The organism is Methylobacterium sp. BE186 (assembly GCF_031457035.1).
Taxonomy (GTDB): domain Bacteria; phylum Pseudomonadota; class Alphaproteobacteria; order Rhizobiales; family Beijerinckiaceae; genus Methylobacterium; species Methylobacterium segetis.
The window spans coordinates 69,302-95,904 of the sequence record NZ_JAVDVV010000005.1; the positions used below are offsets into that span (position 1 = coordinate 69,302).

Below are 26,603 nucleotides of genomic sequence, written 5' to 3' on the forward strand. Positions count from 1 at the left end.
TGTAGAGCGTATCTGATGACCGAACCGCACCGCCCGAGAGTGAAATACGTGATCGGGCCCGATGGCAGCCCCCTGACGATCGCCGATCTGCCGCCGACCACGACCCGCCGCTGGGTCATCCGTCGCAAGGCCGAGGTGGTCGCCGCCGTGAGGGGCGGCCTCCTGAGCCTGGAGGAAGCCTGCCAGCGATACACCCTCACCACCGAGGAGTTCCTGAGCTGGCAGTTCTCGATCGACCAGCACGGTCTGGCCGGTCTGCGCACCACGCGCATCCAGCATTACCGTCACTGAGGCTTCGTCCGCCGGACGGCTCCGCCCGGGCCGGCGCACGGGAGAGATATCCGAAGCCGCGCCCGTTCCCCGGGCGCGGCTTCGCTCGTTCCGGGCTCCGTGAAGCGGGATGTTAACCCGGCGCTAACCACGAACCGGGCAACTTTTGCCGAGCGGAGGCGGCCCGTCGGCTGCGCGGCTTGGGGTGGGTGCGTCGCGTCGTGAAGCCGGTTCTCGATCTCGTGACGAAGCTGGGACCGGCGCGGCTCGCGGCGATGGCGGCGGTGACGCTCACCCTCGTCGGCTTCTTCGCCTTCGTGATCCTGCGGGTCTCGCGCCCCGACATGGGCGTGCTCTTCTCCGATCTCTCGATGCAGGATTCGGGGGCGGTGATCCGTGATCTCGACGCCCGCGGCATCCGCTACGAGGCCCGGGGCGATGCCGGCCAGACGATCCTGGCGCCACGGGCCGACCTCGCGCGGCTGCGGATGGATCTCGCCGGCAAGGGCCTGCCGACGCAGGGCGGCGTCGGCTACGAGATCTTCGACAAGGGCGACGCCTTCTCCTCCACGAACTTCGTCCAGAACGTGAACCATCTCCGGGCGCTCGAAGGCGAGCTCGCCCGCTCGATCCGGGCGATCGGGCGCGTGCAGGCGGCGCGCGTCCACCTCGTCCTGCCGGAGCGCCGCCTGTTCGAGCGCGACCGCGAGGCGCCGAGCGCGGCGATCGTCCTCAAGCTGATGGGCGATCTCGACGCCGGGCAGGTTCGGGCCATCCGCCACCTCGCGGCCTCGGCGGTCGAGGGGCTGAAGCCGGAGCGGGTCTCGATCGTCGACGAGCGCGGGCGGCTCCTCGCCGACGGCGCCCGCGGCGCCGATGCCCGCGCCGGCGCCGATTTCGAGGAGAAGCAATCGGGCCTCGAGCGGCGCCTGCGCCAGCAGATCGAGGAGATCGTCGCCGGCATCGTCGGGCAGGGGCGCGCCCGCGTGCAGGTGAGCGCCGAACTCGACATGAACCGGGTCGAGAGCCGCTCCGAGACGTTCGACCCCGAGAGCCGGGTCGTCCGCTCGAGCCAGACCCGCAACGAATCCTCGCTGACCGGCGGCGCCGAAGGGCAGGTCACCGTGGGCAACGAATTGCCCGGAGCCAACCAGCAGGACAAGGCGCCCGCCCAGAAGGACCAGACCAACAAGACCGAGGAAACCACGAATTACGAGATTTCCCGCGTCACCAAGACCGAGGTGGTGGAGGGCGGGCGCCTCAAGCGCCTCTCGGTGGCGGTTGCCCTCGACGGGATCTACGCGCCGGGCGCCGACGGCAAGGCCGCCTACCAGCCACGCCCCGCCGCCGAGATCGAGCGGATCGCGGCCCTGGTCCGCACCGCGGTCGGCTTCGACAAGGGCCGTGGCGACCAGGTCGAGGTGGTCAACCTGCGCTTCGCCGAAGCGCCGGCCATGGCCGAGTTCGCCGAGCCGTCCCTCGTCCAGTCGCTCCTCGCGCCGACGAAGGAGGACGTGCTGCGGATCGTGGAGCTCGGCGTGCTCGCGCTCCTGACGCTGATCGTCCTGATGGCGGTGGTGCGCCCGCTCCTGCGCCGCGTGCTCGAGGCGGAGCCGGCACCGGCCGCCCTCCTGGCCGCGCCGGCCCTCGCGGGGGCGGAGGGGATGGCCGTCGACATGCCGGTCCTGTCCCGCGACAACCCGACGGCGCGGCTCGTCGAGTTCGCGAAGATCAACGGGCAGGTGCAGGCGGAGACGGTCCAGCGCGTCGTCGACATGGTGCGGGCGAGCCCGACCGAGACCGTCGAGGTGCTGCGTAATTGGATCCAAGAGAACTGAGACGCGGCGCACCGAGAGACCAGAGAGCGGAGGCGGGGTAGAGGACGATGGCGGCGGGGCCGAACATTTCGCGGGCGATCGAGCAACTGGGCGGGACGGCGTTCGCCGCCATGCCCGGACCCCAGCGCGCGGCCGCCCTGCTGCTGCTCCTCGGCGAGACCGAGGGCGCGCCGATCTGGCAGATGCTGGAAGAGGAGGAGGTCAAGAAGGTCTCCCACGCCATGGTCCAGCTCGGCTCCCTCGACGCGGAGGTGGTCGAGAAGCTGATCGTCGACTTCGTCTCGCGCCTGTCCTCGGGCGGCGGCATCACCTCGAATTTCGAGCGGACCGAAACGCTCCTCCTCAAGATCTTCCCGACCGACCAGGTCTCGGCGATCATGGCCGAGATCAAGGGCGCCTCCGGCAAGCGCGTCTGGGCGAGCCTCACCCAGATCGACCCCGAGATTCTCGCCTCCTTCCTGCGCAACGAATATCCGCAGACGGTCGCCGTCGTGCTCTCGAAGGTGCGCTCGGACTACGCCGCCAAGGTGCTGACCATCCTGCCCGAGGAATTCGCCATCGACGTGCTCAACCGGATGCTCCGGATGGAGACGGTGCAGAAGGAGGCGCTCCGCCACATCGAGGAGACGCTGCGCGTCGAGTTCGTCTCGACGATCTCGCAGGCGACGCGGCGCGACGCGCACGAATTGATGGCCGACGTCTTCAACGCCTTCGACCGGCAGACGGAGGGCCGCTTCCTCGCCGCCCTCGACCAGGCGAATCGCGGCTCGGCCAAGCGCATCCGCGAGTTGATGTTCACCTTCGAGGACCTGCTGAAGCTCGATCCGGGCAGCGTCCAGACCCTGATGCGCAAGATCGACAACGACACCCTCTGCCGGGCGCTGAAGGGGGCCGACGAGCGCGTGCGCGGCTTCTTCATGAGCCAGATGTCGACCCGCGCCGCCAAGAACCTGACGGACGAGATGGGCTCGATCGGCCCGATCCGCCTGAAGGAGGTCGATGAGGCTCAGGCCAAGATGACCGAGCTCGCCAAGGACCTCGCGGAGAAGGGCGAGATCATGATCGCCAAGAACAGCGCCGAGGAGGAGCTGGTCTATTGAACGCCAGGCCCTTCCTGTTCGACACGGATTTCCGGCGCCCGCAGGCGAGCCCGGCGGCGACCGCCGCGGCGCAGGAAATCGCCGCCGCCACGGCCGCCGCGCATGCCAGCGGCATGCAGGCGGGTCGCGCCCAGGCCGAGGCGCAGGTGCAGGGGCGCCTGTCCGACGCCCTGACCCGCCTCAGTCTCGCCGCGGCCGGACTCCTCGCGCAGGCCGACGCCCGCGATGCCGAGCGCGAGGCGCAGGCGATCGAGGTGGCGGCGCTGCTCGCCGCCCGCATCGCCGGCGACGCCCTCGACGCGCGGCCCCTCGCGGCAATCGGGGAGGCGGTGCGTGCGGCGCTCCATCACCTGCGCGGCGTGCCCCACCTCGTGGTGCGGGTGAACGACGCCCTCGTCGACGAGACCGAGGCCCTGATGAAGGGGCTCGCCCGCGAGCGGGGCTACGAGGGCCGCCTCGTCGTCCTCGGCGAGCCCGACCTCCTGCCCGGTGACGCGCGCCTCGAATGGGCGGATGGCGGCATCGTCCGCGACCGTGCCCGCATCGAGGCTGCCTGTCTCGACGCTCTCGGGCTCACGCCCGATCCCGCCACCTGATCCTGAAGACGAGCGATGTCCGACGATTTCAACCTGCCGCAGCTCAGCGACGGCGATCACGGCTTCGAGGGCGGCTCGATCCGCGAGGCGCCGACCTCGGCCAAGAGCGCGGGCGACCTCGAGCAGGTCTTCGACGTGCCCGTCGTGGTCTCGGCCGTGCTCGGCTCCTCACGGATGCCGATCGGCGACCTGCTCCGCCTCGGCCCCGGCACCGTGCTGGAGCTCGACCGCAAGGTCGGCGAGGCGATCGACATCTTCGTGAACAACCGCCTCGTCGCCCGCGGCGAGGTGGTGCTCGTCGACGAGCGCCTCGGCGTCACCATGACCGAGATCGTCAAGAGCGATCACTGATCCTGCCGGGGCGCTGCCGCCCCACTTCCGCCTTGAGAGAATGGAGGGCCCGCGATGCGGCTCCTGATGATCGGACGGCTCAACGGCGAGCTCGTCACCGCCTCGAAGATCGCCATGAGCCGGGGGGCCGCGGTGACCCAGGCCGACGGCGTCGACCAGGGGCTCGCGGCATTGCGCGCCAAGGGCGCCGACCTCGTGATGATCGATGTCGGGCTGTCGGTGCGCGATCTCGTCACCGCGCTGGAGGCGGAGCGCATCCGCACGCCGGTCGTGGCCTGCGGCGTCTCCGCCGACGCGCGGGCGGCCGTCGCGGCGATCCAGGCGGGCGCGAAGGAGTACATCCCCCTCCCCCCGGACCCGGAGCTGATCGCGGCGGTTCTGGAGGCGGTGGCGGCGGACGGGCGCAGCTTCGTCTGGCGCGATCCGGCGATGGAGCGGGTCGTGAAGCTCGCCGAGCAGGTCGCCCGCTCGGAGGCCTCCGTGCTCATCACCGGCGAGAGCGGCACCGGCAAGGAAGTCCTGGCCCGCCACGTCCACGCCCGCTCGAACCGGGCGGCCAAGCCGTTCGTGTCGGTCAATTGCGCGGCGATCCCCGAGGCGCTCCTCGAATCCGAACTGTTCGGCCACGAGAAGGGCGCCTTCACGGGGGCCGTCGCCCGGCGCATCGGCCGCTTCGAGGAGGCCAACGGCGGCACCCTGCTGCTCGACGAGATCTCCGAGATGGACGTGCGCCTCCAGTCGAAGCTCCTCCGGGCGCTTCAGGAGCGGGTGATCGACCGCGTCGGCGGCTCGGCGCCTGTCAAGGTCGACATCCGGGTGCTCGCCACCTCGAACCGCAACCTCGTCGAGGAGGTCCGCAAGGGCACGTTCCGCGAGGACCTGTTCTACCGCCTCAACGTCGTGCACCTGCGCCTGCCGGCCCTGCGCGAGCGCCCGGCCGACATCCTGGAACTCGCCGCGCACTTCGCCCGGAAATACGCGGAGGCGAACGGCCTGCCCGCCCGCCCCCTCGGACGCGCCGCCCAGGCGCTCGTTCGCGAGAATCCCTGGCGCGGCAACGTGCGCGAGCTGGAGAACACGATCCACCGCGCCGTTCTCCTCGGGACCGGCACCGAGATCGGTCCCGAAGCGATCCTGACGCCGGAGGGCGAGGCGATCACGGCCGGCGCGGCGGCCGGCCCCGCCGCCCGCGCAGCGGCGACGGCCGAGGCCGCGACACGCGGCCTCGTCGGGCGCACCGTGGCCCAGGTCGAGTGCGATCTCATCCTCGACACGCTCGACCATTGCCTCGGCAACCGGACCCACGCCGCCAAGATTCTCGGCATCTCGATCCGCACGCTGCGCAACAAGCTCAACGAGTATGTCGGGGCGGGCCTCGACGTGGCGGAGCCGGGCAGCGCTCGCGCCGCGGCCGCCTACGGCTAGGGAGCCGGGACGCTCCGCGAGCGGTCTTTCGCGGCCTCAGCCGCGCTCCTCGGCGTGGGCGACGGCCTGGGCCTCGGAGGCTTCGTCGAACTTGCGCAGGGAATGATAGCGCGCGATGTCGCCCTCGACGTCGCGGATCGTCTCCTCGACGAGGTGGCGCTGCAGCGCCACGCGCGCATCTTCCGGCGGGAGCGCCTCGCGCTCCTGCAGGCGCAGCACGGCCTGCCGCACCACGGCGTAGACCTGTTCGCGCTCGGCGCGGCTCATCGCAGGCGTGATCGCGCGGGCGACGAGATCGGCGAAATCGGACATGCTCGGGTCAGGGATTTCCAGGCGGCGGCGGGGTCGCGCTGCGCCCCCGTCCGCATCGGCGCACGAATAGCAGATCCGCGCTCGCGCGATCCAGCCTTCCCTGAGGGATGGCCCTAGAGCCGCTGATCCTTCACGCCGGCGGCGACCAGGGAGACCGAGCTCCAGACCACGAGGAAGCAGAAGAACGCGATCAGGATGCCGTAGCCGCGCTGGGGATAGAGCGAGTAGGTCGGCAGGACCGGCGGAACGAAGGTCGCGAGGTAGATCTGCTGCTTGCCGGCCGAGACGCGGGCCCGGTCGAGGAGCGTGTTGGCGGATTCGTTGAGCTTTTCGGCGATCGTGCGCTCGATCAGCAGGCCCTCGTATTCGAGGAGCGCCTGCGTCATGTTCGGCATGCCGCCCGTGCCGGAATTCTCGCTGGTGAGCTGGTCCTGCAGCTGCTTCATCTGCTGGTCGATCGCCGCGATGTGGGCGACGAGCACTTGAATGCCGCGGGCGTTCTCGTTGAGGCTCGATCCGCGCAGGACCTGAAGGTCGTTCTCGGCCTTGAACTTGTCCTTGCGCAAGCCGGTCAGGGTGATCAGCGTCGATTCCGCGGACTTGATCGGGTCGATGATGCCCCAGCGGTTCCGGTACTGCTGGATCGCGAGGTGGGCCCGCTTCAGCCGTTCCTGCGCTTCGGTCGCATCCTGCTGGGCGTGCGCGACCATGTCGGCCTGAGCGCGCTTCGAGATCTGGTTGATGAGGCCCTCGGACTTCGCCACCACCTCCCGCGCGATGGCGAGGGCATCTCCGGGTGTGAAGGCACGGGCGGTCAGCGTGATCACGCCCGACACCGCCTCGATCTGTGCCTCGACGTGCCGGCGCCAGTAGCGGGACAACTCCTCGATCGGCTGGGGCGGGTTGAAGCGCGCCCAGAAATCCGCCTCGCTGCGGGAGAACATCTTCGAGACGCCGATCTCCTTCTCCGCCAGCTCGACCATCGTCTGGCTGTGGATGAAGTCCCGGACGATGAAGCTGTCCTGGCTGTTGTGCTTCTGGATGAGGCTCGTGAACTCGCCGAGGTTCACGTCGCCCATCGGCTCGACGTTGCCGCGCACGGCGAATTGCGCCTCGGCAACGTACTGGTCGGAGGCGAACACGAAGAGATAGACGGCCACGACCGCGGTCGGCAGCAGGACGAAGAGGGAGAAGCGACGGATGAGGAGCGGGAGAAGGTTCTCCTCCCTGCGCACCCGCGGGCGCAGGCCCGGCACACGCGTCCAGTCGAGCTTCTCCCGGGCCTGCCGCAGCAGAGCGGGAAGCCGTCGATCCGGGATCGGCTCGATGGTCTCGGCATCGCGGCGCAGTTCCGGCACCGAGCGCGGCGCGACGTCGATGATGCCGCGGAGCCGCTCCTCTTGCTTGACCTCGTCGACGTTCATCCGATCGTGTTCCTGGGCGCTGGCGCGCCGGCTTCCTGGGGGGCGCTCGCGCGCCTGCGGGCCGGCGAAGCTCGCGGTCCAAGTCCCGTTCTTTTCGGCCCTTTTTAAGGCATCGCGCGGGGGCAGCCGGCACTGGCACGGCGAGCACAGGGCCGGGGACTGGCATCTCGCGCCGGTCAACCGTGTCCGTCCCGGGCGCGGCCCTGTGCCGCCGGCGCCGCGGTTGCGCGGCCGGGGATCGCGGCCTAGGGCAGGTCGCATGAGCGACCCTCTCCCGGCTTCCGCCCCGCGGCCCCGCACGGCGAAGACCAAGCTGACCGAGATCGTCGCCGTCTGCGCGAAATGCGCCAAGCGCCAGAGCCTCGGCAAGCGCGCGGTTCGCGGTCTCCTGAAGGCCGGCCTGAAGCGCAGCCACCCGAAGCGGAAGATCCGCGTCGTCGAGACCGGCTGCCTCGGCCCCTGCCCGAAACGGGCGCTCGCCGTCGCCACCGGCGCGAGCCTCGCCCGCGGGCGGGTCGTGCTTCTCGATCCTGCGGCCACGCCCGACGAGGCGCTGGCCGCGATCCTCCCCGAATTCGGCCCCAAAGCCGCGCTAGCGGCCGGCTCGGGAGCAGGCGAGAATCCGGCTCCCTGACGCGAACGAAACCAGCCGGCTCCGCGCCGGGCCCGAGGCCTCCGCCATGCCGGCTCATCGAAGACCCGCCCGAATCGCCCCGCTCTCGCGGCGCCTGCGGCGGATGCCGTGCCGATGACCGCCGGAACCCACGACCCGGCGGGCGGCGGCATCGGCCGCGCCCTGATCCGACGCCTGCCCTTGGTCGGGACCGCCCTCGGGCTGGTGCTCGCGATCTGGCTCGTGGCGACGAACGATGTCGGCGCGGTGGCCGCCGCCTTCGGGCGCATCGGGCTCCTCGGGCTCGCGGCGGTGGTCCTGGTGCGGGCGATCATCGTCCTCCTGTGCGGCTTGGCCTGGGCGCGGCTGCTGGCGGGGCTCGCCCCGGCGGAGACCGCCGCCTTCCTCGTGCTGCGCTTCGTGCGCGAGGGCATCAACGTGCTGCTGCCCGTGGCCTCGGTCGGCGGCGACGTGGTCGGCGGGCGTCTCCTCACCTTCTGGGGCGTCACGGGGGCTCTCGCCGCCGCTTCCATCCTCGCCGATCTCCTGATCCAGGCCGGCACCCAGGCGCTGTTCGCCCTCGTGGGCGCCCTGCTCCTGACGCGGCTCGACGGCGCGTCCGCGGCCGCCCTCGCCTCCTGGATGCTCCACGCTTTGGCGGTCGCCGCCCTCGCCCTCTGCGCGTTCTTCGCGGTCCAGCGCAGCGGGGCCGCCCGCTTCATCGAGCGGCACATCGCCGGCCTCGCCCGCCGCTTCGCCCGGGAGGCCGCGCCGTCGGCTGCCGGCGGTGCATCGGGCGTCCAGGACGCCCTCGACACGGTCTGGGGCCGCCGCCGCTGGGGGGCGCTCGCGCAGGGGATCGTCCTGCATCTCCTCGCCTGGGGCCTCGGAGCGGCCGAGATCTGGATCGTGCTCTCCTGCATCGGCGTGGAGGGCGTCACCGTCCCCGAAGTGCTCGTGATCGAGGCTCTGGCGCAGGCGGTGAAGTCGGCGGCCTTCCCGATCCCGAGCGGCCTCGGCGTGCAGGAGAGCGGCTTCGTCGTGGTCGGCGCCCTGTTCGGCATCGATGCGGGGACGGCGCTCGCCGTCTCGCTCGCCAAGCGCGTGCCCGACGTGGTGCTCGGCCTGCCCTCGCTCCTCGTCTGGCAGAGCCTGGAGGCGCGTCGTTCCGCGGTGATCACCGGGTGAGCGGCGTCTTGCGTCCGAACGCGGCCCCGACCACCGTGCCCGCCGCCATGATCCGATCGAATCGACGCTTCCCCCGCCGCGCGGCCGGGCTTGCCGCCGCCGCGCTGCTCCCGGCCCTCGCGGCCGGACCGGCGCTCGCCCAGAGCGTCACAGTCGATCTCGGCGCCGGCGGGGTGACCGAGCGGGCCCTGCAGCTCGTCGCGCTGATCACGGTCCTGGCGCTCGCGCCCTCCGTCCTCGTCATGGCGACCTCCTTCACGCGGATCGTGGTGGTGCTCTCGATCCTGCGCTCGGCGCTCGGGACCCAGACGGCCCCGCCGACCGCCGTGATCGTCAGCCTCGCCCTGTTCCTGACCGCCTTCGTGATGGCGCCGACCGCGCGGGAGGCCTACCGGGCCGGGATCGAGCCGCTGGTCGCGGGCCAGATCACGCAGGGCGTCGCCTTCGAGCGCGCCTCGGCCCCGTTCAAGACCTTCATGCTGCGCAACGTCCGCGAGAAGGACCTCAAGCTCTTCCTCGACATGGCCAAGGTCCCGACGCCATCCGGGCCGGAGGGGGTCGGGCTCGAGGTGGTGACCCCCGCCTTCATGATCTCCGAGCTGCGGCGAGCCTTCGAGATCGGCTTCCTCCTGTTCATCCCCTTCCTGATCATCGATCTCGTCGTCGCCTCGGTGCTGATGGCGGTCGGCATGATGATGGTGCCGCCCGCGACCGTGGCCCTGCCCTTCAAGCTGATCTTCTTCGTGCTCGTCGACGGCTGGACCCTGGTGGCGGGTTCCCTCGTCCAGAGCTACGGCGGCTGACGGACCTCAACCGGGAGGCGATCCGTCGCCGCCGGTCTCGGCCCGGCTCTCCGGCTTGGCCGGGGCCTTGCCGCGGTCCGGCACGCCGGTCTCGGGATAGCGCCGGCGGTACTCGGCGAGGAAGGCGGCGAGCGTCTCGGCGCTGGTGGCCCGCTGCGCGATCTCCCGGAAGCCCGGGTTCCGCAGGGCGTTGGCGGCGGTGAGCAGCGCGAAGGTGCGCGCGTCGGCGCTCTCCGACATCGGGCCCGCGAACTTCCCCTTCAGCCGTTCGAGGCCGATCGTCTCGGCGGAGAGATCGTAGGCGATCGCCGCACGGATCACATCCGCCCGGGCCGCGTCGTCGAGGGGCTTGCGACCGCGCCAGACCTCGCCGAGGAGCGCCTCGTGCGCCTCGCCCGCCTCCCGCCAGCGGCGGGCACCCCACAGGATGTCGGCGCGCAGGCGCTGCGCATCCGGCGCCATGTCGCCCTCGATGGTCTCGAGCGCCAGATCGGTGCGGGAGAGGTCCGACAGGGCGCGGGCGCGGATCAGGCCGCGCGCCCGGGTGAGCCCGGCCGTCAATTCGGGCAGGTGGGTCGCCTCCAGGACCTCGAGCGCCATCAGGGGCTTGCCGTCCATCAGGCGGATCGCGGCAAGGCGCGCGGCGACGCCGGCCCGCGCGGCCCCGGTGAGGCGGTTGTCGACCTGATGCTGCAGGAGCTCGGCCGCCGAGTCGAGCAGGTCGAGCCCCACGAGCCGGTCGGCGAGCCGTCGCACGATCTCGTCGCCGCGCCGGCCGATCGGGGCGAAGTCCTTGAAGTCGAAGTAGAGCGCCACCGCCTCCACGCCCGACATTCTGTCGGCGAGCGGTCCGAGGAAGAGGTCGTCGAACAGGGCCTGTGCCTCGGCATGGAGGCTGCGCGAGACGGCGGAATCGGGTGCCGTCGCGTTGGCCCGCCGCGTCGCCTGGAAGGCCTCGCGGTAGCGGCCGGTCTCGGTGTAGAGATGGGCGAGCCCCGCGGTCATGGCGTCTTCGGTCTCGCCGCCGTGCCACGTGATCGCCTCGCGCTCCAGGCGCTCGATCGCCGCCTTGGCGGGGAGCTTTCCGGTCGCCTGGGCGAGGAGCGTGTTGCGCAGGCTCGCGGCGACCGCGACCGGCCGTTCGCCCTCCGCGCCCAGTCGCTCGTAGGTGGCGAGGGCGGCGACGGTCTGGCCCGTCGCCTCCTCCATCCGGCCGCGCAGGAGAGCGAGCCGGTCCCGGACCAGGGGCGTCGAGGAGAGCCGCCCGACGGCGACGAGCGCCCGGCTCGCGCTCTCCAGGTCGCCCGTCTCGATCGCCGCCTCGATCATGGCCGCCCTGAGCGGGCCCTGCAGGTCCTCGGGATAGCGCTCGACGAGGGTCCCGGCGGCGCGGAAGGCGTTGTCGGCGTCGACCCAGCGCCCCGCCTGGGCCTCCGCGAAGCCGCGCCAGAGCGCGGCCTCGGGGTCCTGGGCGAGGCTGTCCGAGCCGAGGATGCGCTTGGCCTCGGCGGCGCGGCCAATCCGGGCGGAGGCGAGGCCGCTCAGGATCGCGACCTCGCGCTGTCCGGCGAGAACGGGATCGTCGGCGGCCGCCGCGCCGAGCACGGCCAGGGCCTCCGGGTCGAGGCCGTTGGCGAGGAGGGCTCGTGCGAGGTCGAGCCGCGGCGGGCCCCGCATCGCCACGGTGGCGTCGAGGATCGCGCGGGTGCGCTCGCGCAGGGTCTCGCGCACGTCGCCGCGGCGCGCCAGCTCCCAGGCGTTGCGCTCGACGGCGAGCGTCCCGACCGGCCCCACGGCGACCTCCGGGTCGCGCATGACGGTCGAGACGGCGAGGCCGCCCTCCCGGCCGATGCCGACGCCGTCGATGTCCGGGCGCACGACGAGGTCGTCGGCCTGCGCCGCCACCGCGACGCCGAGGCGGCTCGGGAGCAGCTCGAAATCCACGAAGCGCTGACGCTTGGCGACGCCGGCCGGCCTGCGGGCGCGGCTCGTCACCACGGCCACCCGCTCGCCGTCGAGATCGAGCCAGGTGGCGCTGCCGGGCTCGGGCAGCCTGAGCCCGATGCCGAAGCGGGCGCCCGCGCCGGTGCGGGCGGCGACGAGGGATTCGCTCGGGCTCAGGGTCTCGCCGGTGACGAGTTCCCAGCCGCCCGGACCCTGGGCCGGCCCGACGGGCAGCAGGTCGACGAGGCGGCCGGGCGGCGCGGCAAATCTCAGGGCCACCACGCCGCCCGTCCGCTTCGGCTCGCCGAGGAGGGTGAGGCCGAGGCGCGAACCATCGGGGGCGGCCACCGCCTCGTCCGTCTCGAACACGAGGGTCGTGACGCCCGCCCGCTCGAACAGGGCGGCGGGCGGGATCTTGCGAAAGGCGAAGACGAGGCCGTCCCCGGCCGCCCGCACCGGATCCGAGGGCGGGGGGGCGCTCGGGGCCGGGCGGACCTCCGGCTTGGCGGCCTGTTGGACGGCCGCGGTGCCGGGCTCGGAGGGCGAGGCCGGCGCGACCGGCTGAGGCAGCGCCGCGGCCTGACGCGGCGAGGGCGTGCGGGGCGCGAGGTCGATCGTCAGGCCGTCGTCGTCGCGCTCGGTCGTCAGGAGGTAGCCCTCGCCCGGCGTCACGAGGAGGGCGGCGGCGCCCTCCTCCTCCTCGACGGTGACGTTCGACGCGGCGGGTTTCGTGCGCCCGCGGATCTCCGCCCCGTCGATGCGCCAGGGGCCTGCGATGCGGATCCGCGTCGCCGGGCCGGCGGGCTCGGAGGAGGTCTCCGTGCCCGGCGGCAGGCGCAGCGAGAGGCGGGTCAGGGCGGGCAGATGGGCCACCTCGACCGCGAGCGCCTTGCGTACCGGCGCCGGCGTGGCGGCCTTGAGCGCGGCTTCCGCCCGCTGCACCCGGCGGGCGAGTTCCGCCACGACCTCGGGTGGCAACGGGGGCGGCAGGCCGGACCAGCCCTCCGGCAGAAGGTCGATGAAGACCTGCTCGCCGGCCTCCTGAACGTTGACGCGGTAGGATCTCTGGAGGGCGAGCCGCAGGCCGCTGCCGTCGGGGTCGCGCCGCACCGTGGTGACGTAGGCCGGCAATTCGGCCGCCAGGCGTTCCGCCCCGCCCTGCACGCGCTCGCCGTAGCTCAGCACCAGCACCGTGCCGAGCATCTTCGCCCGGACCGAGACCGGCGCGTCGAAGGTGAGCGCGATGCGGCCGTAGCGGTCCGGCTGGCTGCCCTTGGCCGCGAGGAGACGCGCCGCCTCCGCCGCGCCGCCGGGCAGGCACAGGGCGAGGCCGAGCGCGGCCAGAGCCGCGCGCCTCCGCATGCCTGTTGCGAGCCCAGCCGCCATCGCGAACGCCACACCCGAGAGCGGCGGGCACCCCGGCCTGGGGCGCTGCGCCGGAACGTCATTTCGGGTTCGGACTGTGCCTGAGCAGGGATAACGGCGGCTTAATCGCGCCGCGCACGCGCCGCGGGGACGGGCGGCCGCGCGACGTTCACTTCCTGATGATCAGGCCGGGAATCGCCCGACCGGATTCGCCGAAGGTCTCGACAGCGCGCTGGCAGCTCGCTTCCGCATCCTTCTGGTAGATCTCGGTGTAGGCCTTCGCCCGCAGGTGGAGGTCACCCTGCGTCAGCTCGGTCGGATCGATGCCGAGCCGGGTCACGGCCATCTCGAGCTTGTCGGGATCGGCCTTGAGCCCGGGACAGGACGCGTCGACGAAGGCAGCGAGGCCCGCGAGCTTGGCGGCGTTGTTCCGCTGCCGGTCGGCCTTGGAGGGCGGACCCGGCTCGGAGGGCGCCTCCTGCGCCGCCAGAGGCCCGGCGAGCAGCCCGAGCAGGGCGACGATGATCCATCCGCGCATCTGTGTTCACCCTCGTCCGTCGATCGATGTCCGGGCCTCTGCCCGCGTCAGATGGTGAAGGCGATCGCCCGCGCGAAGGCGGCGGCGAAGCCCGCGAGCGGCACCGTGACCACGGTCGGCTCCTGCCCCTCCGGCCGCGGGGCGGTGATCGTGAGCTTCTGCGCCGTCTTCATGGCGTCGGTGGCGAGCGTCGGGAAGCTGATCGGGACGATGCAACCCTCCGACCCGCAGGCGAGGTAGGGCGCGCCCTTGCCGAGCACGGTCTCATCGAGCTTGAACGTGACGCCGGGCTCGATCGAGAGGCCGAACGGCATCAGGATCAGCCCCTCCGAGCGGCCGTCCTTCGGCGCCTTCAGCTCGATGGCGAATTGCCGCCGCCCGGTCTTCCGGTCGCCCTGGCTCTGCGTCATCGTGCATTGCGTGGCCGCGTTCTCGCGGCTGCAGTTCACGGTCCAGTTGTCGTAGGTCTCGCTCACCGCCGCGGCGCCCGCGGGCCAAGCGACCCCGCTCGACCCGGCCGGGGTGTCCACTGGCTTCGGTGCGGCCTCGGCGGGCTTCGGCGCGGGCTTGCGCGGCTGCGGCTTGGGTTTCGGCTTGGCGGCCGGTGCCGGGCTCTCGGGGGCCGGAGCATCCTCCTGCGCCTGAGCGCCCGCACCCATCGCGCAGGGCAGGAGGGCGAGCGCCCCGATCAGGGTGAAGGTGCGGATCGCGCGGATCGGCTTCATACGGCGGGTCCCCCGGCGCGACGCGTGAGAGCGTCGCCACTCGGGAATGCCGCCTAACCGCCCCGGCGCCGCGACGCAATCGCGGGCCGGCGGTTTCCCTCAGCGGCTCGGCGCTTCAGAAAGCCGCGTCGAAGCGGTGCCCCCGAGCCTGGGCGCAGCGCCGCGCGAACGCGGCCTCGTGCCCGCGGCGGAGGGCACGGAGGATCGAGGCGGCGAGGGTGAGGAAGCCGGGATCGCGGTCGAGGGGCTCCTCGACGGGACGGGCAATGTTCGAGACGAGTACCGCGAGCATGGGAGGCTCCATGAGAGAGGGCCGCGCGCGGGCGTTTCCGCCGGATTTTCGGTTTATGTTGCAATGCAATATGCTGTCTGCTGCCCGACCCCGCAACGCGACGGCAGGGAGACCCGCCATGCAGCGGGCTCATGCGTCGGTAACGAAGTCTTCACACCTGCCGGCTTCCCGGCGGTTGACCGCAGGGGTTTGAGGCGCCAGTGAGCGCGTCGCTCATTCGTCATGTCCACTGCTTATGGACGCCGCTTCTCCCGACGAAGCGACGTGAGAGGAAGGATTGCCCGCCCGATGACCGACCCTTCGACCCAGCACCCCGTCCATGGCCGCATCAGCGGTCCCATCGTGATGATCGGGTTCGGCTCGATCGGCCGCGGCACGCTTCCCTTGATCGAGCGTCATTTCGCCTACGACAAGGCCCGTTTCACGGTGATCGACCCCTCCGACAAGGACCGGGCGCTGGCCGAGAAGCACGGTCTGCGCTTCGAGAAGGTGGCGCTGACCAAGGAGAATTACCGGGCGATCCTGACCCCCCTCCTCACCGAGGGCGGCGGCCAGGGATTCTGCGTGAACCTCTCGGTCGACACCTCCTCCCGCGCCATCATGGAGCTCTGCCGTGAGCTCGGCGCGCTCTACATCGACACGGTGGCCGAGCCCTGGCCGGGCTTCTACTTCGACAAGACGAAGAGCCAGGGCGACCGCACCAACTACGCCCTCCGCCAGCAGATCCTCGACGCCCGTGCCGCGAGCCCCGGCGGCCCGACGGCCGTGTCGTGCTGCGGCGCCAATCCCGGCATGGTGTCGTGGTTCGTCAAGCAGGCGCTCCTCAACATCGCGGCCGATACCGGCCTGTCCCGTCCGGAGCCGACGAGCCGCGAGGAATGGGCGGCTCTGATGAGGGATCTCGGCGTCAAGGGCATCCACATCGCCGAGCGCGACACCCAGCGCGCCAAGTCCGAGAAGCCGATGGGGGTCTTCGTCAACACGTGGTCGGTCGAGGGCTTCGTCTCCGAGGGCAACCAGCCGGCCGAGCTCGGCTGGGGCACCCACGAGACCTGGAAGCCCGACAACGCGCGCGAGCAGGAGAAGGGCACGCGCTGCGCGATCTACCTGCTCCAGCCGGGCGCCGATACCCGCGTGCGCTCCTGGACCCCGACCGCCCAGTCGCAGTTCGGCTTCCTCGTGACCCACAACGAGGCGATCTCGATCGCCGACTATTACTCGGTGACGGAGGGCGCGACCGTCGTCTACCGGCCGACCTGCCACTACGCCTATCACCCCTGCAACGAGGCGGTGCTGTCCCTGCACGAGATGTTCGGCAATGCCGGCAAGGTGCAGGAGGAGCACCACATCCTCGACGAGAACGAGATCGTGGACGGGATCGACGAGCTCGGCGTGCTCGTCTACGGCCATGCCAGGAACGCCTACTGGTACGGCTCGCAGCTCTCGATCGAGGAGACGCGCCGGGTCGCCCCCTATCAGAACGCCACCGGCCTTCAGGTGACGAGCGCCGTGCTCGCCGGCATGGTCTGGGCGCTGGAGAACCCGGAGGCCGGCATCGTCGAGGCCGACGAGATCGACTTCCGCCGCTGCCTCGAGGTCCAGACGCCGTATCTCGGCCCCGTCGTCGGCGTCTACACGGACTGGACGCCGCTCACCGACCGGCCGGGCCTCTTTCCCGAGGACATCGACGCGAGCGACCCCTGGCAGTTCCGCAACGTGCTGGTGCACGGCTGAGGCCGAACGGACTGGCGGGGCGCGGCGCGCACCCCGCCAGCCGCGAATGCCTGTCGCGCATTCGCAGCGAGTGATAAGCTCCCGCCGAGGATCGGGAGAGTGCGATGGTGCTGGCCGTCCGACGCGATGCGCGTCTGCGGATCGACGGTTTCCTGGCGATGCTCGAAGCGGCGCCCGAGGGTGATCGCTGGGAGCTGATCGACGGCGAGGCCCTCCTGATGTCGCCCCCTTCCGAGCGGCATCGGCAGATCACGGCGGATCTGATCCGCCGCTCCGGCGCGACATGGGCCTTCGTCTCGGCCGGCCTCGATGGCACGATCGATCTGCCCGAACCGGCCGCGAGCCTCCCGGTTTCCGCGATCGACGCGGGCCTTGATCCCTGACCGCTGCGCAAACCCAGGTCCCTGCCCTTGCCCCACTTCGAAGATTTCTACGCCGACAAGCTGCGCGGCTCCCTCGGCCTCACCGACGCGGAATCGGTGCTCGACCTGCGGGGCACCAATCGCCCGACCGCGGAAGCGTCGCTCAAGGACATGCTGGAGCGAAGCCGCTTCGCGAAGGGAAAGACGGTGGCGATCCGTCTCGACCCACCACCGGAGGGCGGCGGCGAAACCCTGTTCCAGCCGGCAGGCCGCCTCCTCCTCGACGCGAAGAAGCGCGGCCTGATCGAGCGGCTCCAGACGCTTCCCGCGCAGGACGGGCTCGGCTTCTACGTATCGCTCGCCGGCAAGGCCGCCCGCGCGGCGGATTAGCCCGTTTCAGGCCGTCGCGCGCGCCAGCGCCGCGAGCCCGTCTCGGGAGGTCGCCGCCGGTGTCCAGCCGAGCGCCGTGAGCCCGTCCGACCGGGCGACGAGGCTCGTGGAGAGGCTGGCATAGGCGTCGGGGCGCCCCGCCATCCGGCAGGCGAGGCCGAGGAGCGGCGCCGGCATCGGCAGCAGGCCGGGGCCGCGCCCGAGCCCGTGGCGGAGCGCCGCGATCATCTCAGGGAGCGAGAGGGCGTCGGGATCGGCGACGATCATCGGCCGCCGCAGCGGCGCGCCCGTCCGCAGCACGGTCTCGACCGCCCCGGCGAGGCTCTCGACCGAGACGAGCGAGCGCCGCTCGCGCAAGCCGCCCAGCGGGAGCGGATAGGGCAGCCTGGCGAGCCGCAGGAGCTCGGCCATGTTGCCCTTCACGCCGGCGCCGTAGACGAGGACCGGGCGCAGCGCCACCCAGTCGAGGTCGGCCTCCGCGAGCGCCCGCTCCGCATCGAGCTTCGAGCGCCCGTAGGCCTCGGTCGGCGCGGCCTCGTCGGCCTCGGTGACGATGCCGCTCGCGCCGGCCCCGCACTGCGCCCGGATCGAGGAGAGGAAGACGAAGCGGCGCACCTTCGCGCGGGCGGCGGCCTCGGCGAGGCGGCGCGTCGCCTCCGTGTTGAGGGTGCGGTAATCGTCCTCGGGTGCCCCCGACATCGGGTGGGCGATGCCGGCCGAATGCACCACCGCGTCGACGTCCGAGAGCGCCGCCGCCATGTTCATCGGCCGGGTGAGGTCGCCGACGACGGCGCTCGCCGCGCCGTCCGGCACCTCGACCGGCCGCCGCAGGAGCACCCGCACCCGGAAGCCCCGGGCCGAGAGCGAGCGCAGCAGGTGACGGCCGATGAACCCGGTTGCCCCGGTCAGTGCGACGAGCGGTGCGCTCAAGGCCCGGACCTCACCCTCTCCGCTTTCATCGCCGACCGCGGCGCCCCGTCAGTAGACCTGGGCCGCGCCCTCGCCGGTGCGGGCTTGGCCGTCCTGGCGGCGGGACTTGGCGGTGTCGAGGGACTTCTCCACGACCTTGGCGAGGCCGACCATGATCCGGTCGATGGCGTAGTCCTTCGGCGTGTAGACCGCCTGCACGCCCATGTTCTTGAGGACCAGTTCGTCCTCCGGCGAGATGATGCCGCCGACGACCACCGGAACGTGGTCGAGCCCGGCCTCGCGGAGCTTCGCCTTCACGTCGCGCACCAGCGGCACGTGGCTTCCGGACAGGATCGAGAGGCCGACGACGTGGGCACCCGTCTCCTTCGCCTTGGCGACGATCTCGGTCGGCGTCTGGCGGATGCCGTCGTAGGTCACGTCGAAGCCGACGTCGCGGGCGCGCAGCGCGATCTGCTCGGCGCCGTTCGAGTGGCCATCGAGGCCGGGCTTGCCGACGACGAGCTTCGGGGTCTCGCCGAGGCGCTCGCCGAGATCGGCGATGAGCAGGCGCGCCTCCTCGGCCGCGCCGGCCGAGACCGTCTCCAGGGTCACGCCGGTCGGCGCCCGGTACTCGCCGAAGACCTGCCGCAGCCGCTCGCCCCACTCGCCCGTGGTGACGCCGGCCTTCGCCGCGGCGATCGAGACCGGCATGATGTTGGCGCCCGAGCGCGCGGCCTGCTCCAGATCCGCCAGCGCCCTGTCGACGGCTCCCTGGTCGCGCTCGGCGCGCCAGGCGCGGATGCGCTGCTCGGCCTCCATCTCGACCGTCTCGGAGACGGTGAAGATCGCGCCCTCGCCCGCCGTCAGCGGCGAGGGCTCGCCGCTCTGCCACTTGTTGACGCCGACGACGATCTGCTCGCCCGCCTCGATCGCCGAGATGCGCTTGGCGTTCGATTCGACGAGCGCGCGCTTGAGCGCCCCCGTCTCCACGGCCGCGACCGCGCCGCCGATGCCGCCGATCCGCTCCAGCTCCGCCCGGGTCTCGGCCTTCAGGGCCTCGACCTTCGCGTCGATCACGCGCGAGCCGTCGAAGATGTCGTCGTATTCGAGGAGATCGGTCTCGAAGGCGAGGATCTGCTGCATGCGCATCGACCATTGCTGGTCCCAGGGGCGCGGCAGGCCGAGTGCCTCGTTCCAGGCGGGGAGCTGCACGGCGCGCGCCCGCGCGCGCTTCGAGAGCGTCACCGCCAGCATCTCGATCAGGATGCGGTGGACGTTGTTCTCCGGCTGCTGCTCGGTGAGCCCGAGGGAATTCACCTGCACGCCGTAGCGGAAGATGCGCTTCTTCGGGTCGGTGATGCCGTAGCGCTCCTGCGCGATCTCGTCCCAGAGCTCGGAGAACGCCCGCATCTTGCAGATCTCGGTGACGAAGCGCAGGCCCGCATTCACGAAGAACGAGATGCGCCCGAACACGTCGGCGAAGCTCGCCTCGTCGAATTCGGGGTCGTCGCGCACCGTATCGAGCACGGCGATGGCGATGGCCAGCGCGTAGGAGAGTTCCTGGACCGGCGTCGCCCCCGCCTCCTGCAGATGGTAGGAGCAGACGTTCATCGGGTTCCACTTCGGCACTTCCTTGGTCGTGAACAGGATCACGTCCTTGGTCAGCCGCAGGCTGGGAGCCGGCGGGAACACGTAGGTCCCGCGCGACAGGTACTCCTTGATGATGTCGTTCTGCGTCGTGCCCTGCAGGGCCGAGATCGGCGCGCCCTGCTCCTCGGCCACCGCGAGGTAGAGCGACAGCAGCCAGGGCGCCGTCGCGTTGATGGTCATCGAGGTGTTCATCTGCGCGAGCGGGATCTGGTCGAACAGGGTCCGCATGTCGCCGAGATGCGCGATCGAGACGCCGACCTTGCCGACCTCGCCGCGGGCGAGCTCGTGGTCCGGGTCGTAGCCGGTCTGGGTCGGCAGGTCGAAGGCCACCGAGAGGCCGGTCTGCCCCTTGGCGAGGTTGCCGCGGTAGAGCTTGTTCGAATCCGCGGCCGTCGAGTGCCCGGCATAGGTCCGGATGATCCACGGCTTGTCGCGCTTCACCTCGGCGATCGCTGCCTGCCCGCTCATCCGCTCCAACTCCGATTCCCTGAGACCGTGGCGCGGCATACGCGTGACGCGCCTTTGCGCGCACCGTAGCCGAGGGCGCCGCCCCCGTCATCCGCCCCGAAGGTCCGAGAGGGGCGCGAAGGCGCCGGGGGATTCGGAGAAAAATTCACGCGGGGTCTGAACCGGATTTGCCTCCGCCGCGACGGACGCTCCGGGGGCCGCGCGGCGTGGTCCTTCTTGAAGGGAGCCCGGCCACGTCCCCGACCCTGCGCATTCTCCTGGCTGCCGTCGCCCACGATGGCGCCGCGCTCGCAGCCTCCCTGGCCTCGGCCTCGCGAACGGCGGCGAGAGCGAGCCCCCGCTCCCGCACGGGAGGGGTGGGTTGCGCCCGATTCATGGGGCGCCGATGCGGTGCACCCGGCAGGTCTCGAGGCCCCGCTCGCAGGTCGGCGGAAGGCGGGCCAAGATCGGAATATTGTATACAAGAACCGTCGTGATGAGCCGGCGTCCTTTTTTCGTGGAAAGAGCCGCGACACTAGCCTTTGGTGCCACTTGGAGCGCAGAAACATCGTCGCTATAGGGGCCGAACGACAGTGTCAGGGAGAGCTCAGATGGCTGCGAGTGCGGCGGTGCAGGCGGAGACCGAGGTCAAGGACCTCTACGAGATGGGCGAGATCCCGCCCCTCGGTCACGTGCCGGCCAAGATGTATGCCTGGGCGATCCGTCGCGAGCGCCACGGGCCGCCGGAGCAGTCGCACCAGCTCGAAGTGCTGCCGGTCTGGGAGATCGGCGACGACGAGGTGCTGGTCTACGTCATGGCCGCCGGCGTCAACTACAACGGCGTCTGGGCCGGCCTCGGAGAGCCGATCTCGCCCTTCGACGTGCACAAGGGCGAATACCACATCGCTGGCTCGGACGCGTCCGGCATCGTCTGGAAGGTCGGCGCCAAGGTGAAGCGCTGGAAGGTCGGCGACGAGGTCATCGTCCACTGCAACCAGGACGACGGCGACGACGAGGAGTGCAACGGCGGTGACCCGATGTTCTCGCCGACCCAGCGCATCTGGGGCTACGAGACCGGGGACGGCTCCTTCGCGCAGTTCTGCCGGGTGCAGTCCCGCCAGCTGATGGTGCGCCCGAAGCACCTCACCTGGGAGGAGGCGGCCTGCTACACGCTGACGCTCGCCACCGCCTACCGCATGCTGTTCGGCCACGCGCCGCACACCGTGCGCCCGGGCCAGAACGTGCTGATCTGGGGTGCGTCCGGTGGCCTCGGCGTGTTCGGCGTGCAGCTCTGCGCGGCGTCCGGCGCCAACGCCATCGCGGTGATCTCGGACGAGTCGAAGCGCGACTACGTGATGAGCCTCGGCGCTAAGGGCGTCATCAACCGCAAGGATTTCAACTGCTGGGGCCAGCTCCCGAAGGTGAACTCGCCGGAATTCCACGCCTGGACCAAGGAGGCGCGCAAGTTCGGCAAGGCGATCTGGGACATCACGGGCAAGGGCAACGACGTCGACATCGTGTTCGAGCATCCGGGCGAGGCGACCTTCCCGGTCTCGGCGCTGGTCGTGAAGCGCGGCGGCATGGTGGTGTTCTGCGCCGGCACGACCGGCTTCAACATCACCTTCGACGCCCGCTACGTCTGGATGCGCCAGAAGCGCATCCAGGGCTCGCACTTCGCCCACCTGAAGCAGGCCTCGGCCGCCAACCAGTTCGTGCTCGACCAGCGCATCGACCCCTGCATGAGCGAGGTCTTCCCCTGGGACAAGATCCCGGCGGCCCACACCAAGATGTGGAAGAACCAGCACCCGCCGGGCAACATGGCCTGCCTCGTCAACTCGCCGCGCGCGGGCCTGCGCACGGTCGAGGACGTGATCGAGGCCGGGCCTCTGAAGCGCTGACACGGTCGCCCCTCCCCGCATCGGGGAGGGGCTCGCCCATCACGGGCTAACGTGGCGGGCTAACGTGACGGGCTAACGGCCCTTCGGCGGATCCTGCGGCAGGTGCCGGCCGTAGGTCTCCTCCTTCTGCTCCCGCTCCTGAATCATCTTCGCGTAGGCCTCCCGCATCTCGGGCGAGACGGCCACGCTCTTGCCGCGCATCGGCTTGCGCTTGGGCGCCTTCTTGAAGGTATTGCTCGGCTCACTCATCCCGCCTCGCCTCGTCGGACCGTACCGGTGGCACCATAGGCTGCGCGCACGACATCGGCGAGACGCGCTGGCGAGGCTTTGAGACCTTTCCGGCGGCTGCTAGAACCCCGGCATCGCGCCGGTTCGCGGGAACCCGGCCCCATCCTCACGGCACCGACCATGGACAAGTTCACCACCCTGGAGGGCGTCGCGGCGCCCATGCGGATCATCAACGTCGACACCGACCGCATCATTCCGAAGCAGTACCTGAAGACCATCAAGCGCACGGGACTCGGCAAGGGCCTGTTCTCGGAGATGCGCTACCACGACGATGGCTCCGAGAACCCGGATTTCGTGCTCAACCAGCCGGCCTATCGCAACGCCAGGATCCTCGTCGTCGGCGACAATTTCGGCTGCGGCTCGTCGCGCGAGCACGCGCCCTGGGCGCTCGCCGATTTCGGCATCCGCTGCGTGATCTCGACGAGCTTCGCCGACATCTTCTTCAACAACTGCGCCAAGAACGGCATCCTGGCGATCGTGGTCTCGCCGGAGGATCTGGAGAAGCTGTTCGAGGATGCCGAGCGGGGCGCCAACGCGACGCTGACCGTCGATCTCGCCGCGCAGACCATCAAGGGGCCGGACGGCGGCACGCTGCATTTCGACATCGACGAGGGCCGCAAGCACAACCTGCTGAACGGGCTCGACGAGATCGGCCTGACGCTGGAGCGCGCGCCGAAGATCGACGCCTTCGAGGCGCGGCTCGCGGAGCGCGGCTGGGCCTGATCACCGGACCGTCGTCACGGTTCGTTTACCATCAGGGCGCCTTAAAGATGGGGAATCGCTCGGATTCCCCAGGAGACGCCCCATGACGTCGCGCGCGAAGACCACCGCCCTCCTCTGCCTCGCGAGCCTCGCGGCGACGGGGAGCGCCCGCGCCGACTTCCAGTCGTGCCTCGCCGGCATCCAGGCGCAGGCGGCCGGCGCGGGTGTCTCGGCCCAGACGTTCCGGGCGGCGACGAGCGGCATCAGCTACGACGACAAGGTGATCGAGCTCTCGCAGGCGCAGCCCGAGTTCAAGACGCCGATCTGGGACTACATGGCGGCCCTCGTCGACGACGAGCGGGTCGACGACGGCAAGGCCGCGATGCGCCAGCACGCGCAGGCGCTCGCCGCCGCGGAGGCCAAGTACGGCGTCGACCGCTACACGATCGCGGCGGTCTGGGGCGTCGAATCGAATTTCGGCAAGAACCTCGGCAAGATGCCGCTCGTGCAGTCGCTGGCGACGCTGGCCTGCTCGAGCAATCGCCGCCGCGACTTCTTCCGGGGCGAGTTGATCGCCACCCTGAAGATCATCGAGCGGGGCGACATCGACGCCTCGCGCCTCTACGGATCCTGGGCCGGCGCCTTCGGCCAGACCCAGTTCATGCCCTCGACCTACCAGCGCCTCGCGGTCGACCTCGACGGAGACGGGCGCCGCGACGTGGTCGATTCGGCCGCCGACGCGGTGGGCTCCACCGCGAACTTCCTGCGCGTCGCCAAGTGGTCGAACGGGCATGGCTGGGGCTATGAGGTCCGCCTGCCGCGCGGCTTCAACACGGCCGCCGCCGGCCGCAAGAACAAGAAGCCGGTGGCGCATTGGGCGAGCCTCGGCGTCACCCGCATCGACGGGCGCCCCCTGGCGGCGGAGGGGCCGGTGGGCATCCTGGCGCCGGCCGGCGCGGACGGCCCGGCCTTCCTCGTGACGAGGAATTTCGACGCGATCTACTCCTACAACGCCGCCGAATCCTATGGGCTCGCCATCGCCGTCCTGTCGGACCGCCTGCGCGGCCGTCCCGGCATCCAGGCCGAATGGCCGACCGACGACCCGCCGCTGTCGCGCGCCGAGCGCCGCGATCTCCAGGCCCGCCTCGCCCGCCGCGGCTACGACGTCGGCGAGCCGGACGGAAAGGTCGGCGCCAAGACCCGCGAGGCGATCAAGGAGATCGAGGCTCAGCTCGGCATGCCGCGCACGGGCCGGCCGGGCGCGAAGGTGCTGGAAGCGTTGCGGCGGGGGTGAGGCCGTTGCGGACTGGTCCGATTCGAATTATGTACATTATCCTGTACAGATCGGATGTTGGTCATGTCGCATGTCAGCTTCACCGAGTTGCGCCGTAACCTCGCCAGCCACCTCGACAGGGTCGAGCACGACCGCTCCGAACTGGTGGTGACCCGCCAGAATCATGCCGACATGGTGATCCTCCCGCTCGCCGAGTGGGAAAGCCTGCACGAGACGCTGCATCTTCTCGGGACGCTCGCGAATGCGCGCCGCTTGCAGGAATCGATCGCGCAACTCGATGGCTCCGAGGGACACGAACGCGGCTTGATCGAGGAGTGAGGCTGATCTGGTCGGATCACGCCTGGGAGGACTACCTGTCCTGGCAAACGAGTGACGCGGTGGTGCTGCGCCGGATCAACGATCTCATCAAGGAGACGATGCGCACGCCCTTTGCCGGGATGGGCAAGCCCGAGCCTCTACGCGGCAATCTTAAGGGCTTCTGGTCACGCCGGATCAACGGCGAGCACCGGCTCGTGTACCGGGTCAGCGGAAAGGGAGCCGAGCAGGCACTCGAAATTGCGCAGTGTCGGCGGCACTACGAACAATAGGTTCTCTGAAGCGCGATCGACGCCGGCCGGGTGGCCGATGCTGCACGCTGCCGATTGATGCATGACGGCGCGCGAGTGCGGTATCCCGGTCCCGAACCGGCCGCATCGGGCCTTCAGGATTGCGCCGCCGGATCGGGCAAAGAAAAAACCCGCCGCGACGCTGTCGGGGCGGGTTCTCACGAGCGGGCGAAGACGGTGCCCCATCGGACTCCGGCTTCGCAAAAAGGGTCACTCCGCGGCGGCGGGGGCCTTCTCGGCCTTGGCGGGGCGATCGTTCCGCTCGACAATGCGGGCCGACTTACCGCGGCGGTCGCGCAGGTAGTAGAGCTTGGCGCGGCGGACCTTGCCGCGGCGGGCCACCTTGATCGAGTCGATCATCGGGGAATGCACGGGGAAGACGCGCTCGACGCCCTCGCCGTAGGAGATCTTGCGGACGGTGAAGCTCTCGTTGAGGCCGCCGCCGGAGCGCGCGATGCAGACGCCCTCGTAGGCCTGCACGCGGGTGCGGTCGCCTTCCTTCACGCGGACGTTGACGATGACGGTGTCGCCCGGCTCGAAATCGGGGATCGTCTTGGCAAGACGAGCGACCTCTTCCTGCTCAAGCTGCTGGATGATGTTCATGGCAAAGCTCCGGCCGTTGCGCCCGCGCCCCGAGACGGGAATCGAGCGTCAGGATTTCGGCATCCTGTTGTGAGTTGGCGCTGCCCCTACACGAACCCGGCCCGCTTGTCGATTGCCCCTGCGCAGTTTTCGGCCCGCCGCCGCCGGGTGGACCCGTTGAGAAAATCCGCCCGGCGGTCCACATGGGACGGGGCGCCCCCGCGCGCCGTTCCCGGCCGGCCTTGAACCGGCGCAGAGGACGAGGATCCAGCCAAGCCATGTTCATCCAGACCGAAGCCACCCCGAACCCGGCCACCCTGAAATTCCTGCCCGGCCGCGTCGTGCTGCCGGAATCGACCTTCGAGGCGCGCGATGCCGAGGCCGCCGCCCGCTCTCCGCTGGCCCAGCGCCTGTTCGACGTGCCGGGCGTGACCGGCGTCTATTTCGGCCACGATTTCATCTCGGTCACCAAGGCCGAAGGCGGCGACGGCTGGCCCCAGGTGAAGCCCGCCGTGCTCGGCGCGATCATGGAGCATTTCCAGTCGGGCGCTCCGGTCCTCGCCGAGGGTGCCTCCGCCGCCGAGGCGGACACGGAGGAGTTCTTCGACGAGGCCGATGCCGATACGGTCGCGACGATCAAGGACCTGCTCGAGACCCGCGTCCGGCCGGCCGTGGCGGGCGATGGCGGCGACATCACCTTCCGCGGCTACAAGGAGGGCGTCGTCTACCTCGAGATGAAGGGCGCCTGCTCGGGCTGCCCCTCCTCCACCGCGACGCTCCGGCACGGCGTGCAGAACCTGTTCCGCCACTTCCTGCCGGACGTCCGCGAGGTCCAGGCGGTCTGACCGCCCTGGGCCGCCGCGAGCCCGGGGCGACGCAAGTCGGCAACACTCGCCGCCCGCCTGACGCCTCGGGGGCCGCGCCGCGCTGACGGGGCGGCCCTTTTGCCATACCATTC

28 protein-coding genes are annotated in these 26,603 nt (G+C 70.9%); 18 read left to right on the forward strand and 10 right to left on the reverse strand.

Annotation, left to right across the window (positions count from 1 at the left end; genetic code table 11):
• Window positions 1-15: 15 nt before the first annotated feature.
• The 6 genes from J2X36_RS07445 (at window position 16) to J2X36_RS07470 (ending at window position 5,580) form a co-directional block, all read left to right on the forward strand.
• Window positions 16-291 (forward strand): DUF1153 domain-containing protein, encoded by a 276-nt coding sequence (locus J2X36_RS07445; RefSeq protein ID WP_055885701.1) that lies wholly within the window; start codon window positions 16-18, stop codon window positions 289-291.
• A gap of 200 nt (window positions 292-491) precedes the next feature.
• Window positions 492-2,108 (forward strand): flagellar basal-body MS-ring/collar protein FliF, encoded by a 1,617-nt coding sequence (gene fliF / locus J2X36_RS07450; protein ID WP_132250385.1) that lies wholly within the window; start codon window positions 492-494, stop codon window positions 2,106-2,108.
• Window positions 2,109-2,155: 47 nt separating this feature from the next.
• Window positions 2,156-3,208 carry a flagellar motor switch protein FliG gene (locus J2X36_RS07455; protein WP_132250383.1) on the forward strand — a complete coding sequence of 351 codons (1,053 nt, stop codon included), beginning with the start codon at window positions 2,156-2,158 and terminating at the stop codon, window positions 3,206-3,208.
• Window positions 3,205-3,804, forward strand: a complete 600-nt coding sequence (locus tag J2X36_RS07460) for a FliH/SctL family protein (RefSeq protein WP_310347740.1) — start codon at window positions 3,205-3,207, stop codon at window positions 3,802-3,804. The genes J2X36_RS07455 and J2X36_RS07460 overlap by 4 nt, the downstream gene beginning before the upstream one ends.
• Window positions 3,805-3,819: 15 nt before the next feature.
• The gene (gene fliN / locus J2X36_RS07465; RefSeq protein ID WP_310347745.1) at window positions 3,820-4,155 is read left to right on the forward strand and encodes a flagellar motor switch protein FliN; all 336 of its coding nucleotides are present in this window, start codon (window positions 3,820-3,822) and stop codon (window positions 4,153-4,155) included.
• Window positions 4,156-4,209: 54 nt separating this feature from the next.
• A complete protein-coding gene (locus J2X36_RS07470) occupies window positions 4,210-5,580 on the forward strand; it encodes a sigma-54 dependent transcriptional regulator (protein WP_310347747.1) in 1,371 nt (456 codons plus the stop codon).
• A 36-nt stretch (window positions 5,581-5,616) separates the two neighbouring features.
• Here the strand turns inward: J2X36_RS07470 and J2X36_RS07475 are convergent, their stop codons facing one another.
• Both J2X36_RS07475 and J2X36_RS07480 read right to left on the reverse strand, forming a co-directional pair.
• Window positions 5,617-5,892 carry a hypothetical protein gene (locus tag J2X36_RS07475; protein ID WP_310347748.1) on the reverse strand — a complete coding sequence of 92 codons (276 nt, stop codon included), beginning with the start codon at window positions 5,890-5,892 and terminating at the stop codon, window positions 5,617-5,619.
• 113 nt (window positions 5,893-6,005) lie between these two features.
• Complete coding sequence (locus J2X36_RS07480; protein ID WP_132250373.1) at window positions 6,006-7,316, reverse strand: capsule biosynthesis protein; 1,311 nt, start codon at window positions 7,314-7,316, stop codon at window positions 6,006-6,008.
• A 259-nt stretch (window positions 7,317-7,575) separates the two neighbouring features.
• Between J2X36_RS07480 and J2X36_RS07485 the strand changes: the two genes are divergently transcribed.
• The 3 genes from J2X36_RS07485 (at window position 7,576) to fliP (ending at window position 9,920) form a co-directional block, all read left to right on the forward strand.
• Window positions 7,576-7,950 (forward strand): (2Fe-2S) ferredoxin domain-containing protein, encoded by a 375-nt coding sequence (locus tag J2X36_RS07485; RefSeq protein ID WP_245516406.1) that lies wholly within the window; start codon window positions 7,576-7,578, stop codon window positions 7,948-7,950.
• A 114-nt stretch (window positions 7,951-8,064) separates the two neighbouring features.
• Window positions 8,065-9,117, forward strand: coding sequence for a lysylphosphatidylglycerol synthase domain-containing protein (locus tag J2X36_RS07490; RefSeq protein ID WP_310347752.1), 1,053 nt, complete (start codon window positions 8,065-8,067; stop codon window positions 9,115-9,117).
• Between the two features lie 47 nt (window positions 9,118-9,164).
• The gene (gene fliP, locus J2X36_RS07495; protein ID WP_132250419.1) at window positions 9,165-9,920 is read left to right on the forward strand and encodes a flagellar type III secretion system pore protein FliP; all 756 of its coding nucleotides are present in this window, start codon (window positions 9,165-9,167) and stop codon (window positions 9,918-9,920) included.
• Window positions 9,921-9,926: 6 nt separating this feature from the next.
• On the opposite strand, the gene J2X36_RS07500 is transcribed toward fliP, so the two are convergent.
• From J2X36_RS07500 to J2X36_RS07515, 4 genes are all read right to left on the reverse strand, one after another.
• A complete protein-coding gene (locus tag J2X36_RS07500; protein WP_310347754.1) occupies window positions 9,927-13,226 on the reverse strand; it encodes a tetratricopeptide repeat protein in 3,300 nt (1,099 codons plus the stop codon).
• A gap of 172 nt (window positions 13,227-13,398) precedes the next feature.
• Window positions 13,399-13,767, reverse strand: coding sequence for a hypothetical protein (locus J2X36_RS07505; protein WP_310347758.1), 369 nt, complete (start codon window positions 13,765-13,767; stop codon window positions 13,399-13,401).
• A 47-nt stretch (window positions 13,768-13,814) separates the two neighbouring features.
• Window positions 13,815-14,492, reverse strand: coding sequence for an invasion associated locus B family protein (locus J2X36_RS07510; RefSeq protein WP_405029748.1), 678 nt, complete (start codon window positions 14,490-14,492; stop codon window positions 13,815-13,817).
• A gap of 115 nt (window positions 14,493-14,607) precedes the next feature.
• The gene (locus J2X36_RS07515) at window positions 14,608-14,784 is read right to left on the reverse strand and encodes a hypothetical protein (RefSeq protein ID WP_165937762.1); all 177 of its coding nucleotides are present in this window, start codon (window positions 14,782-14,784) and stop codon (window positions 14,608-14,610) included.
• 288 nt (window positions 14,785-15,072) lie between these two features.
• Here J2X36_RS07515 and J2X36_RS07520 point away from each other — a divergent pair, with 288 nt between their 5' ends.
• The 3 genes from J2X36_RS07520 (at window position 15,073) to J2X36_RS07530 (ending at window position 17,270) form a co-directional block, all read left to right on the forward strand.
• Complete coding sequence (locus tag J2X36_RS07520) at window positions 15,073-16,518, forward strand: saccharopine dehydrogenase NADP-binding domain-containing protein (protein WP_310347761.1); 1,446 nt, start codon at window positions 15,073-15,075, stop codon at window positions 16,516-16,518.
• A 104-nt stretch (window positions 16,519-16,622) separates the two neighbouring features.
• Window positions 16,623-16,901, forward strand: a complete 279-nt coding sequence (locus J2X36_RS07525) for a Uma2 family endonuclease (protein ID WP_132250361.1) — start codon at window positions 16,623-16,625, stop codon at window positions 16,899-16,901.
• Window positions 16,902-16,928: 27 nt separating this feature from the next.
• Window positions 16,929-17,270, forward strand: a complete 342-nt coding sequence (locus J2X36_RS07530; RefSeq protein WP_132250359.1) for a hypothetical protein — start codon at window positions 16,929-16,931, stop codon at window positions 17,268-17,270.
• Window positions 17,271-17,276: 6 nt separating this feature from the next.
• On the opposite strand, the gene J2X36_RS07535 is transcribed toward J2X36_RS07530, so the two are convergent.
• Window positions 17,277-18,200 (reverse strand): NAD-dependent epimerase/dehydratase family protein, encoded by a 924-nt coding sequence (locus tag J2X36_RS07535; protein WP_310347766.1) that lies wholly within the window; start codon window positions 18,198-18,200, stop codon window positions 17,277-17,279.
• Between the two features lie 48 nt (window positions 18,201-18,248).
• Complete coding sequence (locus J2X36_RS07540) at window positions 18,249-20,297, reverse strand: methylmalonyl-CoA mutase family protein (RefSeq protein WP_310347769.1); 2,049 nt, start codon at window positions 20,295-20,297, stop codon at window positions 18,249-18,251.
• 590 nt (window positions 20,298-20,887) lie between these two features.
• Here J2X36_RS07540 and ccrA point away from each other — a divergent pair.
• Window positions 20,888-22,174: a crotonyl-CoA carboxylase/reductase gene (ccrA, locus tag J2X36_RS07545; RefSeq protein ID WP_310347772.1), complete on the forward strand. Its 1,287-nt coding sequence runs from the start codon at window positions 20,888-20,890 to the stop codon at window positions 22,172-22,174.
• Between the two features lie 72 nt (window positions 22,175-22,246).
• Here the strand turns inward: ccrA and J2X36_RS07550 are convergent, their stop codons facing one another.
• Window positions 22,247-22,423 carry a hypothetical protein gene (locus J2X36_RS07550; protein WP_165937761.1) on the reverse strand — a complete coding sequence of 59 codons (177 nt, stop codon included), beginning with the start codon at window positions 22,421-22,423 and terminating at the stop codon, window positions 22,247-22,249.
• 159 nt (window positions 22,424-22,582) lie between these two features.
• On the opposite strand from J2X36_RS07550, the gene leuD reads away from it, so the two are divergent.
• From leuD to J2X36_RS07570, 4 genes are all read left to right on the forward strand, one after another.
• The gene (gene leuD / locus J2X36_RS07555) at window positions 22,583-23,185 is read left to right on the forward strand and encodes a 3-isopropylmalate dehydratase small subunit (RefSeq protein ID WP_132250353.1); all 603 of its coding nucleotides are present in this window, start codon (window positions 22,583-22,585) and stop codon (window positions 23,183-23,185) included.
• An 82-nt stretch (window positions 23,186-23,267) separates the two neighbouring features.
• Window positions 23,268-24,458, forward strand: a complete 1,191-nt coding sequence (locus J2X36_RS07560; RefSeq protein WP_132250351.1) for a lytic murein transglycosylase — start codon at window positions 23,268-23,270, stop codon at window positions 24,456-24,458.
• A 63-nt stretch (window positions 24,459-24,521) separates the two neighbouring features.
• Window positions 24,522-24,776 carry a type II toxin-antitoxin system prevent-host-death family antitoxin gene (locus J2X36_RS07565; protein ID WP_310347780.1) on the forward strand — a complete coding sequence of 85 codons (255 nt, stop codon included), beginning with the start codon at window positions 24,522-24,524 and terminating at the stop codon, window positions 24,774-24,776.
• A complete protein-coding gene (locus J2X36_RS07570) occupies window positions 24,773-25,045 on the forward strand; it encodes a Txe/YoeB family addiction module toxin (RefSeq protein WP_132250347.1) in 273 nt (90 codons plus the stop codon). The genes J2X36_RS07565 and J2X36_RS07570 overlap by 4 nt, the downstream gene beginning before the upstream one ends.
• A 228-nt stretch (window positions 25,046-25,273) precedes the next feature.
• Here J2X36_RS07570 and rplS read toward each other — a convergent pair whose 3' ends face one another.
• Window positions 25,274-25,666, reverse strand: coding sequence for a 50S ribosomal protein L19 (rplS, locus tag J2X36_RS07575; protein ID WP_310347786.1), 393 nt, complete (start codon window positions 25,664-25,666; stop codon window positions 25,274-25,276).
• Between the two features lie 257 nt (window positions 25,667-25,923).
• Here rplS and J2X36_RS07580 point away from each other — a divergent pair, with 257 nt between their 5' ends.
• A complete protein-coding gene (locus J2X36_RS07580; RefSeq protein WP_132250343.1) occupies window positions 25,924-26,490 on the forward strand; it encodes a NifU family protein in 567 nt (188 codons plus the stop codon).
• Window positions 26,491-26,603: the final 113 nt, after the last annotated feature.

Coding starts and splice junctions, on each gene's coding strand:
- J2X36_RS07470 (WP_310347747.1), top strand. CDS start 4,210: ATGCGGCTCCTGATGATCGGACGGCTCAACGGCGAGCTCGTCACCGCC.
- J2X36_RS07475 (WP_310347748.1), bottom strand. CDS start 5,892: ATGTCCGATTTCGCCGATCTCGTCGCCCGCGCGATCACGCCTGCGATG.
- J2X36_RS07540 (WP_310347769.1), bottom strand. CDS start 20,297: ATGAGCGGGCAGGCAGCGATCGCCGAGGTGAAGCGCGACAAGCCGTGG.
- rplS (WP_310347786.1), bottom strand. CDS start 25,666: ATGAACATCATCCAGCAGCTTGAGCAGGAAGAGGTCGCTCGTCTTGCC.
- J2X36_RS07550 (WP_165937761.1), bottom strand. CDS start 22,423: ATGAGTGAGCCGAGCAATACCTTCAAGAAGGCGCCCAAGCGCAAGCCG.
- J2X36_RS07515 (WP_165937762.1), bottom strand. CDS start 14,784: ATGCTCGCGGTACTCGTCTCGAACATTGCCCGTCCCGTCGAGGAGCCC.
- J2X36_RS07580 (WP_132250343.1), top strand. CDS start 25,924: ATGTTCATCCAGACCGAAGCCACCCCGAACCCGGCCACCCTGAAATTC.
- J2X36_RS07510 (WP_405029748.1), bottom strand. CDS start 14,492: ATGAAGCCGATCCGCGCGATCCGCACCTTCACCCTGATCGGGGCGCTC.
- J2X36_RS07445 (WP_055885701.1), top strand. CDS start 16: ATGACCGAACCGCACCGCCCGAGAGTGAAATACGTGATCGGGCCCGAT.
- J2X36_RS07520 (WP_310347761.1), top strand. CDS start 15,073: ATGACCGACCCTTCGACCCAGCACCCCGTCCATGGCCGCATCAGCGGT.
- J2X36_RS07505 (WP_310347758.1), bottom strand. CDS start 13,767: ATGCGCGGATGGATCATCGTCGCCCTGCTCGGGCTGCTCGCCGGGCCT.
- J2X36_RS07560 (WP_132250351.1), top strand. CDS start 23,268: ATGACGTCGCGCGCGAAGACCACCGCCCTCCTCTGCCTCGCGAGCCTC.
- fliP (WP_132250419.1), top strand. CDS start 9,165: ATGATCCGATCGAATCGACGCTTCCCCCGCCGCGCGGCCGGGCTTGCC.
- leuD (WP_132250353.1), top strand. CDS start 22,583: ATGGACAAGTTCACCACCCTGGAGGGCGTCGCGGCGCCCATGCGGATC.
- J2X36_RS07565 (WP_310347780.1), top strand. CDS start 24,522: ATGTCGCATGTCAGCTTCACCGAGTTGCGCCGTAACCTCGCCAGCCAC.
- fliN (WP_310347745.1), top strand. CDS start 3,820: ATGTCCGACGATTTCAACCTGCCGCAGCTCAGCGACGGCGATCACGGC.
- J2X36_RS07480 (WP_132250373.1), bottom strand. CDS start 7,316: ATGAACGTCGACGAGGTCAAGCAAGAGGAGCGGCTCCGCGGCATCATC.
- J2X36_RS07485 (WP_245516406.1), top strand. CDS start 7,576: ATGAGCGACCCTCTCCCGGCTTCCGCCCCGCGGCCCCGCACGGCGAAG.
- J2X36_RS07490 (WP_310347752.1), top strand. CDS start 8,065: ATGACCGCCGGAACCCACGACCCGGCGGGCGGCGGCATCGGCCGCGCC.
- J2X36_RS07455 (WP_132250383.1), top strand. CDS start 2,156: ATGGCGGCGGGGCCGAACATTTCGCGGGCGATCGAGCAACTGGGCGGG.
- J2X36_RS07525 (WP_132250361.1), top strand. CDS start 16,623: ATGGTGCTGGCCGTCCGACGCGATGCGCGTCTGCGGATCGACGGTTTC.
- J2X36_RS07500 (WP_310347754.1), bottom strand. CDS start 13,226: ATGCGGAGGCGCGCGGCTCTGGCCGCGCTCGGCCTCGCCCTGTGCCTG.
- ccrA (WP_310347772.1), top strand. CDS start 20,888: ATGGCTGCGAGTGCGGCGGTGCAGGCGGAGACCGAGGTCAAGGACCTC.